General features: G+C 69.0%; 9 protein-coding genes. 7 read left to right on the top strand and 2 right to left on the bottom strand.

Annotation, left to right across the window (positions count from 1 at the left end; all coding sequences use genetic code 11):
- Nucleotides 1–218, top strand: a 218-nt coding sequence (locus LK09_RS15905; protein WP_039401560.1) for an AMP-binding enzyme, incomplete at its 5' end; no start/stop codon positions are given.
- A 69-nt stretch (nt 219–287) separates the two neighbouring features.
- Here LK09_RS15905 and LK09_RS15900 read toward each other — a convergent pair.
- Together LK09_RS15900 and LK09_RS15895 are read right to left on the bottom strand one after the other, a co-directional pair.
- On the bottom strand, nt 288–758 hold the full coding sequence (locus tag LK09_RS15900) for a RidA family protein (protein WP_039401559.1): 471 nt from the start codon (nt 756–758) through the stop codon (nt 288–290).
- A gap of 1 nt (nt 759) precedes the next feature.
- Entirely contained in the window at nt 760–975 is a 216-nt protein-coding gene (locus tag LK09_RS15895; RefSeq protein ID WP_039401556.1) for a DUF4177 domain-containing protein, read from the bottom strand.
- A gap of 95 nt (nt 976–1070) precedes the next feature.
- Between LK09_RS15895 and LK09_RS15890 the strand changes: the two genes are divergently transcribed.
- From LK09_RS15890 to LK09_RS15865, 6 genes are all read left to right on the top strand, one after another.
- The gene (locus tag LK09_RS15890) at nt 1071–3701 is read left to right on the top strand and encodes a penicillin-binding protein (RefSeq protein WP_082008325.1); all 2631 of its coding nucleotides are present in this window, start codon (nt 1071–1073) and stop codon (nt 3699–3701) included.
- 1 nt (nt 3702) lies between these two features.
- Nucleotides 3703–4620 (top strand): metallophosphoesterase, encoded by a 918-nt coding sequence (locus tag LK09_RS15885; RefSeq protein ID WP_039401553.1) that lies wholly within the window; start codon nt 3703–3705, stop codon nt 4618–4620.
- Between the two features lie 188 nt (nt 4621–4808).
- Nucleotides 4809–5474, top strand: coding sequence for a VOC family protein (locus tag LK09_RS15880; RefSeq protein WP_039401550.1), 666 nt, complete (start codon nt 4809–4811; stop codon nt 5472–5474).
- Nucleotide 5475: 1 nt separating this feature from the next.
- On the top strand, nt 5476–6138 hold the full coding sequence (locus LK09_RS15875) for a VOC family protein (RefSeq protein ID WP_052226892.1): 663 nt from the start codon (nt 5476–5478) through the stop codon (nt 6136–6138).
- Between the two features lie 52 nt (nt 6139–6190).
- Entirely contained in the window at nt 6191–6661 is a 471-nt protein-coding gene (locus LK09_RS15870) for a MarR family winged helix-turn-helix transcriptional regulator (protein ID WP_039401547.1), read from the top strand.
- A 94-nt stretch (nt 6662–6755) separates the two neighbouring features.
- Nucleotides 6756–8165 (top strand): MATE family efflux transporter, encoded by a 1410-nt coding sequence (locus LK09_RS15865; protein WP_039401544.1) that lies wholly within the window; start codon nt 6756–6758, stop codon nt 8163–8165.
- Nucleotides 8166–8173: the final 8 nt, after the last annotated feature.

Here is an 8173-nt window from a genome sequence, read left to right as displayed (position 1 = left end):
ACGGCCTCGCCCACACCCTCCGCGCCTGGGTCGGCGAACAAATCGGCCCCATCGCCCGCCCCCGCGACATCTACATCGTCGGCGAACTCCCCAAAACCCGCTCCGGCAAAATCATGCGACGCCTCCTCCGCGACGTCGCCGAAGGCCGCGACATCGGCGACACCACCACCCTCGCCGACACCCACGTCATGAGCATCATCAGCAGCCAAGTCAAATAGGCACAGACACAGAAGGGGCGGGATGCCATGGCATCCCGCCCCTTCTGCGTGCTGAGCGCGTCGATCCGCTCAGTCGAGAGTGAAGACGACCTCGACCTCGACGGGGCTGTCCAGGGGCAGCACCGGCACGCCGACGGCGGAGCGGGCGTGGGCGCCGGCATCCCCGAAGAGCTCGCCGAGGAGTTCGCTGGCGCCGTTGATCACCGACGGCTGCGCGGTGAAGTCGGGCACCGACGCCACGAAGCCGGTCACCTTCAGCACCCCGGTGAGACGGTCGACGTCGCCGACGGCGTTCGCCGCGGCCGCGATCGCATTGAGCGCGCACAGCCGCGCGTACTCGCGGGCATCCGAGGCGGGCACCACCTTGCCGTGGCCGTCGCTCACCTTGCCCGTGGCGGGGAGGGCGCCGGCGACGAGCGGCAGCTGGCCGGCCGTGTAGACGAGGTCGCCGTGCACCTTGGCGGGGACATATGCCCCGGCGGGAGTCGCGACGGGCGGCAGGTCGATGCCGAGGTCGGCGAGCTTCTGCGAGAGCGACATGTCAGTTCCCTTCGAACTGCTTGGCGGCCTCGGCGGCGGCGCCGAGTCCGGCGTTGGCGGCACCGGCCCCCGACGGCCGCTTGAAGTAGGCGACGAGACCGCCCTCGGGTCCGGTCACCACCTGCACCAGCTCCCAGCCCTGCTTGCCCCAGTTGTTGAGGATGGCGGCGGTGTTGTGGATCAGCAGGGGCGTGGTCATGTATTCCCACGTGGTCATGAAGCGCTCCGGTGGTTCGTTGCTGAAAGCAATCGGACAGTTTCCAGGGAGGGTCCGGGCAGGGTTCGCCCAGCCTCGTCCCCTAGATTGAGCCTATGCCTGATAACAAACGGACTGCTGCAGGCGTGCTCGGGGGGCTGGCGGGCCTCGTCGGTTTGAGTGCGCTGGCCGGTGTTCTGGTGACCGCGACGGTCACCCCGGCCGTGGCTGTGACAAGCTCCGCTGCGACAAGCGCGATCACCATGTTCGACAACCTGCCGAGCGTTCTGACGATCGACAAGATCAGCCTTCCGTCGACCTTGTACTACAAGGACCCGAAGACGAAGAAGGACGCCGTGCTGGCGAAGTTCTACGACCAGAACCGGTCGCCGGTGACGTGGAAGCAGATCGCGCCGGTGATGTACGACGCGATCTTGTCCAGTGAGGATGCCCGCTACTACGAGCACGGCGGGGTCGACCTGGTCGGCACGACCAGTGCGGTGCTGTCCAACCTGAAGGGCCAGTCCTCGCGCGGCGGTTCCTCGATCAGCCAGCAGTACGTGAAGAACGTGCTCATCCAGCAGTGCGAGTGGAACGCCGACGGCAACAGCGTCGACGCCGCCAACTCCTGCTGGCAGAAGGCTGCCGGCGCCTCCGGCACCGACGGCATCAAGCGCAAGATCCAGGAGATGCGGTACGCGATCGCACTGGAGCAGAAGTACTCGAAGAACGAGATCCTGCTCGGCTACTTGAACATCGCCCTGTTCGGCGGCACCAACTACGGGGTGGATGCCGCGTCCCGGTACTACTTCGGCATCCCCGCCTCCAAGCTCAGTGTCGCGCAGGCGGCGACCCTGGCCGGCATGGTGCAGAACCCGAACTCGTACCGCATCGACCTGCCCGCCGGGTCCACGCAGGTGAACGGCAAGGCCGCGAACACCGCGAAGGACAAGATCGCGCTGGTCAAGAACGGCGACTACTACGACATGGTCGATCCGGCATCCGCCCCGAAGGATGCCGTGAAGATCACCGGCTACTCGGTCACCAAGGAACGGCAGCTGTACGTGCTGGGCCGGATGCTGAAGAACGGGAAGATCACCCAGAAGCAGTACGACCAGGCCGCGACCGCCCCGATCGTGCCGAACATCACCCAGCCCACCGTGGGCTGCGCGAAGTCCACCGCACCGTACTACTGCGCGTACGTGCGCAACACGATCCTCACCGACAAGGCGTTCGGCGCGACCGCGTCCGACCGCGGCCGGATGCTGCAGAAGGGCGGGCTGAAGATCTACACCACCCTCGACCCGCGCGTGCAGAAAGCAGCCCAGACCGCCCAGAACACGTACCTGCCCACCGAGGTCTCGTACATGAAGCTCGGGTCGACGTCGGTGAGCATCCAGTCCTCGACCGGGCGCGTGCTCGCGATCGCGCAGAACACGAAGTACAGCGACGTCAGCAACAAGAACGGGTACCAGACCGTCATCTACGCCGGCGATTCGAAGAACGGCGCCTCCGGCGGCTTCAACGCGGGCTCGACCTTCAAGCTGTTCACGCTGCTCGCGTGGCTGAAGGCGGGTCACTCGGTCAACGACATCGTCAACGGCACCCATCAGTCCTTCTACACCTGGAAGGACTCGTGCCTGCCGAGCGGGACCCTGTCCGACCCCTCGGGCTACCAGCCCGGAAACTTCCAGAACGAGGTGGCGAAGTTCGGCACCCCGATGGAGTTCACCAAGGAGTCCCTGAACTCGGGCTTCTGGGGCATGGCGCATCAGCTCGACCTCTGCGACATCGGCAAGACCGCCGCATCCCTCGGCGTGACCCTCGGTGACGGCCTGGCGGTCCCGCTGGCCACCGACGGTCAGGGCAAGCAGGGCTACCCGGCGCCGTACGAGATCCTCGGATCGGACAACGTGTCGCCGCTGGCCATGGCGGCGGCGTACGCCACCGTCGCGAACAAGGGCATCTACTGCCAGCCGAAGGTGATCGACCAGGTCACCGACGCCGCCGGCAACAAGCTCGCGATCCCGAACACCACCTGCAAGCAGGTGATCGACCCGAAGATCGCGGCGACGGCGGCGTACGCCCTCAAGGGACCCATGCAGCCGGGCGGAACGGGCGCGCAGGGCAACCCGAACGACGGCACCGAGCTCATCGGCAAGACCGGAACGCACCAGTCGTACGAGACGTGGCTGATCACCTCGAGCACGGCCGTGACCACGGCGAACTGGGTGGGCGCCTGGGACGAGCAGAACAAGCAGCCGCGGATGGACCTGAACTACTACAACGGCACGCTGTTGTGGAGCATCCGCTATCCGCTGGCCCGTGACATCCAGGGCGCCATCGACCAGTGGTACAAGGGCGGCAGCTTCCCCCAGCCGGATGCCACCCTCACCAAGACCGCTCAGAAGTCCGTGCCGAACGTGGTCGGCATGAGCCAGTCGGACGCGATCGCCGCGCTGCTGAACGCCGGCTTCGGCTACGTGATCAGCTCGTCGGTCGACTCCGCACTGCCCGCGGGCACGATCGCGGAGCAGAACCCCGGCCCCGGCAAGGCGAACGCCGGCATCCGCATCACGATCAGCCCGAGCAACGGCAAGGCCAAGTCCGGCGGCGACAACGGCGGCAACAACAACGGCGGCTCCGGCGGCGGCTCGGGTGGCGGGTCCGGAGGCAGCAACAGCACTCCGACCCCCGGCCCCAGCAAGGGCAGCGGGCACGGCGGCGGTGGCGGCGGCAACGGCTGACGTGGCGAATCGCTCGACTCGGACCGCCCTCACCGCGCTCGGCGTGGTGGGGGCGGTCGGCGTCGCCGCGGCCACGTGGGGCATCGGCATCGAACGCCACCTGTATACCGTGCGGCGGCACACGCTGCGGATCCTCCCGGCCGGGACTCCCCCGCTTCGGGTTCTGCACCTCTCGGACGTGCACATGGCGCCGTGGCAGCAGCGCCGGCAGCGGTGGCTGGCGTCCCTCGCGGCGCTCGAACCGGACGTGATCGTCAACACCGGCGACAACATCGGCCACCTCGACGGGCTGGCCGGCATCCGTGCGGCGTTCGAGCCGTTCCGGGGCATCCCCGGGTTCTTCGTGCACGGCTCCAACGACAAGGTCGAGCCTGCCCCGCGGAACCCGCTGAAGTACTTCCAGGGTCCGTCGAAGGTGCACCGCATCCCGCTGAACATCGACAGCGCCGCGATGGATGCGTACTTCGCGGGCCTCGGCTGGGCGGACCTCAACAACACGGCGGCCACGATCGAGGCCAAGGGCGTGCGCATCAACGCGTTCGGCGTGAGCGACGCGCACCGCGACTGGGACGACCTCGACGCGCTCCCTCCCCTGGTCTCCGGGTTCGGCGACGGCCTCGTGTGGGGCGTGACGCACGCACCGTATCGCCGGGTCCTCGACGAGTACGTCGATCTCGGCGCCGAGATGATCTTCGCCGGCCACACCCACGGCGGGCAGGTGCGGGTCCCGTTCGCCCGCAGGGCGCTGGTCGCCAACTGCGACATCCCGCTCGACCAGGCCCGCGGGCTGTCGTCGTGGGCGCGCGACGGCCGCACCGTGCCGCTGAACGTCAGCGCGGGCGTCGGCCACTCGATCTACGCGCCCGTGCGATTCGGATGCCGCCCCGAGGCATCCCTGCTGGAGCTGCTGCCGGCCTGACCCCGTCGGTCCGCAGCGGTCGATTCGGACCCGTCCGCAGCGGACGGATGGCGGTGGATCGTACGGATGGCGGGTCGGATGGACCCGGGGATACCGCCCCGCGTTCACAGCGCCATCCGTGCCTGCGTCTTGCGACCGGTCGTCGCGATGTCGGAGGCCGGGTCTACGGTGGGTGCGAAGGAGCGGACATGACGGACGAACCCGAAGACCACATCAGCGCGGCGCAGTTCCACGCGTCGCCGGGCACGGCGGGATGGCACGTCCTCTACGGCGGCGCGCAGACCCTGTTCCCCACCGACTCCCTCATGATCGGGGCACGATTCGCGCGCCGCGTCGCCGAGGTGGCCGCCGGACTCGGCCGCGCCCCCGACATCGATCTCCGGGCGCGCTGCGTCGCCGTGCGCACGGCGCGCAACCCGCGCGGACGACTCGCCCGTGCGGATGCCGAACTCGCTCGCCTCGTCACGGAGGCCGCGCGCGAATCCGGACTCGCGCCGGATGCCTCGCAGCTGCAGACGCTGCAGATCGGCGTGGCGCAGTACCCGGGCGTCGACACGCAGGAGTTCTGGCGGGTCGTCCTCGGATACGAGCACCTCGACGACGTCGTCGCCGACCCGCTGCGCCGTGGTCCGCGTCTCTGGTTCTACGCGCTCGACAAGCCCGGTCGAGGCCGCACCCACTTCGACATCGCCGTACCGAATGCCCAGGGTGCGCAGAGAGCAGAAGCCGCCCTCGCCGCCGGCGGCCGGCTCTCGTGGGGCGACGACGTGCCCGCGTGGTGGGGCCTGGCATCCCCCGACAACCACGGCGTCGACATCGCCGCGTGGGGCGACGTCTCCGAGGCGGTGCTCTGACATGCCCGCGCTGCCGACCGACCCCGCACCGATCAGTGCGAAGCAGTTCCATGCTGCCGACGGCGTCGCCGAGTGGCGCGTGCTGTTCGGCGGGGCAAGCGCGCACTGGCGGACGCCATCGCTGGTGCAAGGCACCGAGTTCGCGATCGCGGTGGCCGATCTCGCTGCCGAGCACGACCGGGCGCCCGACATCGACCTGCGTCCGCACGACGTCATCGTGACGACGCGGCGGCCCGACGGGGCCCTCGATTCCGCCGACATCGCGCTCGCACAGCGGGTCACCCTGCTCGCCCGCGATGCCGGTCTCGTCGCCGACCCCGCGGTGCTGCAGGCGATGCAGATCGCGGTCGCCCATGCCCGCGACGTCGACGTGCGACCGTTCTTCGAAGCGGCGTTCGGGTATGCGGATGCCGACGACACCGACGCCGCCGACCCGAACCGGCGTGGCATCCCTCTGGCGTTCCATCCGTTCGATCGGGTGGGTCGCGGGCGCACCCACCTCGACGTCTCGGTGCCCGCCGATGTCGCCGAGGCACGCGTACGTGCGGCCCTGGACGCCGGCGGGCGGCTGGTCGACGACTCCCACGCCCCGCGGTGGTGGACACTCGCCTCTCCCGACAACCACGGCGTCGACATCGCCGCGTGGCCTGACCTCGACGACTGATTCGATTGTTCGATCCTTGACAGTTAGAACTCTAACTGTTAGGTTTCTAACCATGACACGAGCCGAGCAGATCAACGCCGCCATCCGCGCGATCGCGTTCGCCCAGCGGGCGACCGCCGACGCCTGGGTGGCCGGCAGCGGACTGACCCGGCAGCAGGCGTTCACGCTCGGCTACATCGAGGAGCACCAGGATCGCGGCGTGATCGCCCGCGAGCTGGCCGAGATGTCCGGCACGACGCCCGCATCGGTCGCGAGTCTGCTGCAGGGACTCGAAGACCGCGGTCTCCTCACGCGCACGCCGTCGCCCGACGACTCGCGCGTGAAGCTTCTCGCCGTCACGGAAGAGGCATCCGAACTGGTCGTCGGCTTCGACGAGCAGATGCGCGCGGCGCAAGAGCGGTTCTTCTCCTCCCTGACCGTCGACGAGCAGGACCAACTCGCGGCTCTGCTCGATCGCGTCGTCGCCGGACTCGACGTCGACATCCCCACCGAGCCGCCGCGCCGCACGCGCAGACGCCGCTAGTCCCCGGCCGAATCCGGTCGCCGTCCGGCGACCGGTGCTCGTCGCGCCCGCTCTCCCCCCATTCAAAGCCGTTCCCCGTGACGGAGGTCTCATCATGTCCGCATCCAACCGCTTCTATCTCTCATCCGCCCCGATCTGGCGATCGCTGGTGCACCTGTGCATCCCGATGATCGCCGGCTTCTCGGTCGGCGTCGTCTACAACATCATCAACGCGGGCTTCATCGGCGCCCTGCACTCGACGCCGATGCTCGCGGCCGTCACCTTCGCGATGCCCGTCTTCGCCCTCATCATGGCGATCGGCGGCGTCTTCGGCGTCGGCGGCGGCACCTACATCTCGCGCCTTCTCGGCGCGCAGGAGACCGAGGATGCCGACGCCGGAGCCGCGGCATCCCGCATCAAGCAGGTCTCGTCGTTCACGCTGTGGGCCTCGATCGCCACCGGTGCGGTGATCGGGGTTCTGGGCCTCGTGTTCGCCACTTCGCTCGCGGGCCTCGTCGGGGCATCCGGCGCTGCCCTGGCGCCCACCGCCCAGTACATCGGCGCCATGTTCGCGTTCGCGCCCGTCCTCGTCGCCTGCTTCTCGCTGGAGCAGGTGGTGCGCGCGGAGGGGGCGGCCGTGGCATCCATGACCGGTCTCATCGCCTCGACCGTCGCGAACCTCGTGTTCGACGTGCTGTTCATCCTCGTGCTCGGGTGGGGCGTCCTCGGCGCGGGGATCGCGCTCGGCCTGTCGAACGTGGTCATGGCCGGCTACTACGTGTGGTGGCTGAGCCGCCGCAGCGAGGCCATGTCGCTGCGCCCGCGCTGGTTCCGTGCCGACGGCGAGATGCTGCGCACCGTGTTCGGCGTCGGTGCGTCCGAGCTGCTGCAGTCGTCGTTCCTCATCGTGACGACTCTCGTCACGAACTGGATCGCCATCGGCTACGGCGACGCCCTGCTTGCCTCGATGGGCGTGGCCCTGCGCATCTCGCAGCTGCCGGAGATGATGTGCATGGGCGTGTTCATGGGGGCGATCCCGCTGTTCGCCTACGCGTTCGGCGCCCGCAACCACGCGCGCCTGCGCCGCGGCATCGCCGGGGCCGCGGTGGCGATCCTCGGGATCACCGTGGTGTTCTCCGGGATCGTCTTCCTGTTCCGCGACCAGGTGTTCGCGCTGTTCAGCGCCGACCCGAGCGTCGTGAGCGACGGCACGCAGGTGCTCACCGCCATGCTCGTGGCGACCGTCTTCAACGGCATCACCGGCCTCGTCATCGCGGTGTTCCAGGCGACCGAGCAGGTGCGCAACGCGACGATCATGTCGGTGGCTCAGGGCATCCTGTTCATCCCGATCGTCCTGCTCGGCAACGTCGTGTTCGGCATCACCGGTGTGATCTGGGCGATGACGGTCACCGAGCTGCTCACGTTCGCGCTGGGGATGACGCTGTTCGCGCTGTCGCGCCGCGCGCTGGATGCCGCGCCCTCCCCCGAGGCTGTGGAGGCGGCCGAGGCCGCGGTCGCCGCCTGATTCCGGCT

This window comes from Microbacterium mangrovi (assembly GCF_000802305.1).
GTDB lineage: Bacteria > Actinomycetota > Actinomycetes > Actinomycetales > Microbacteriaceae > Microbacterium > Microbacterium mangrovi.
The sequence above is the reverse complement of the archived record's forward strand: the minus strand, read 5'-3'. Positions and strand labels throughout refer to the sequence as shown.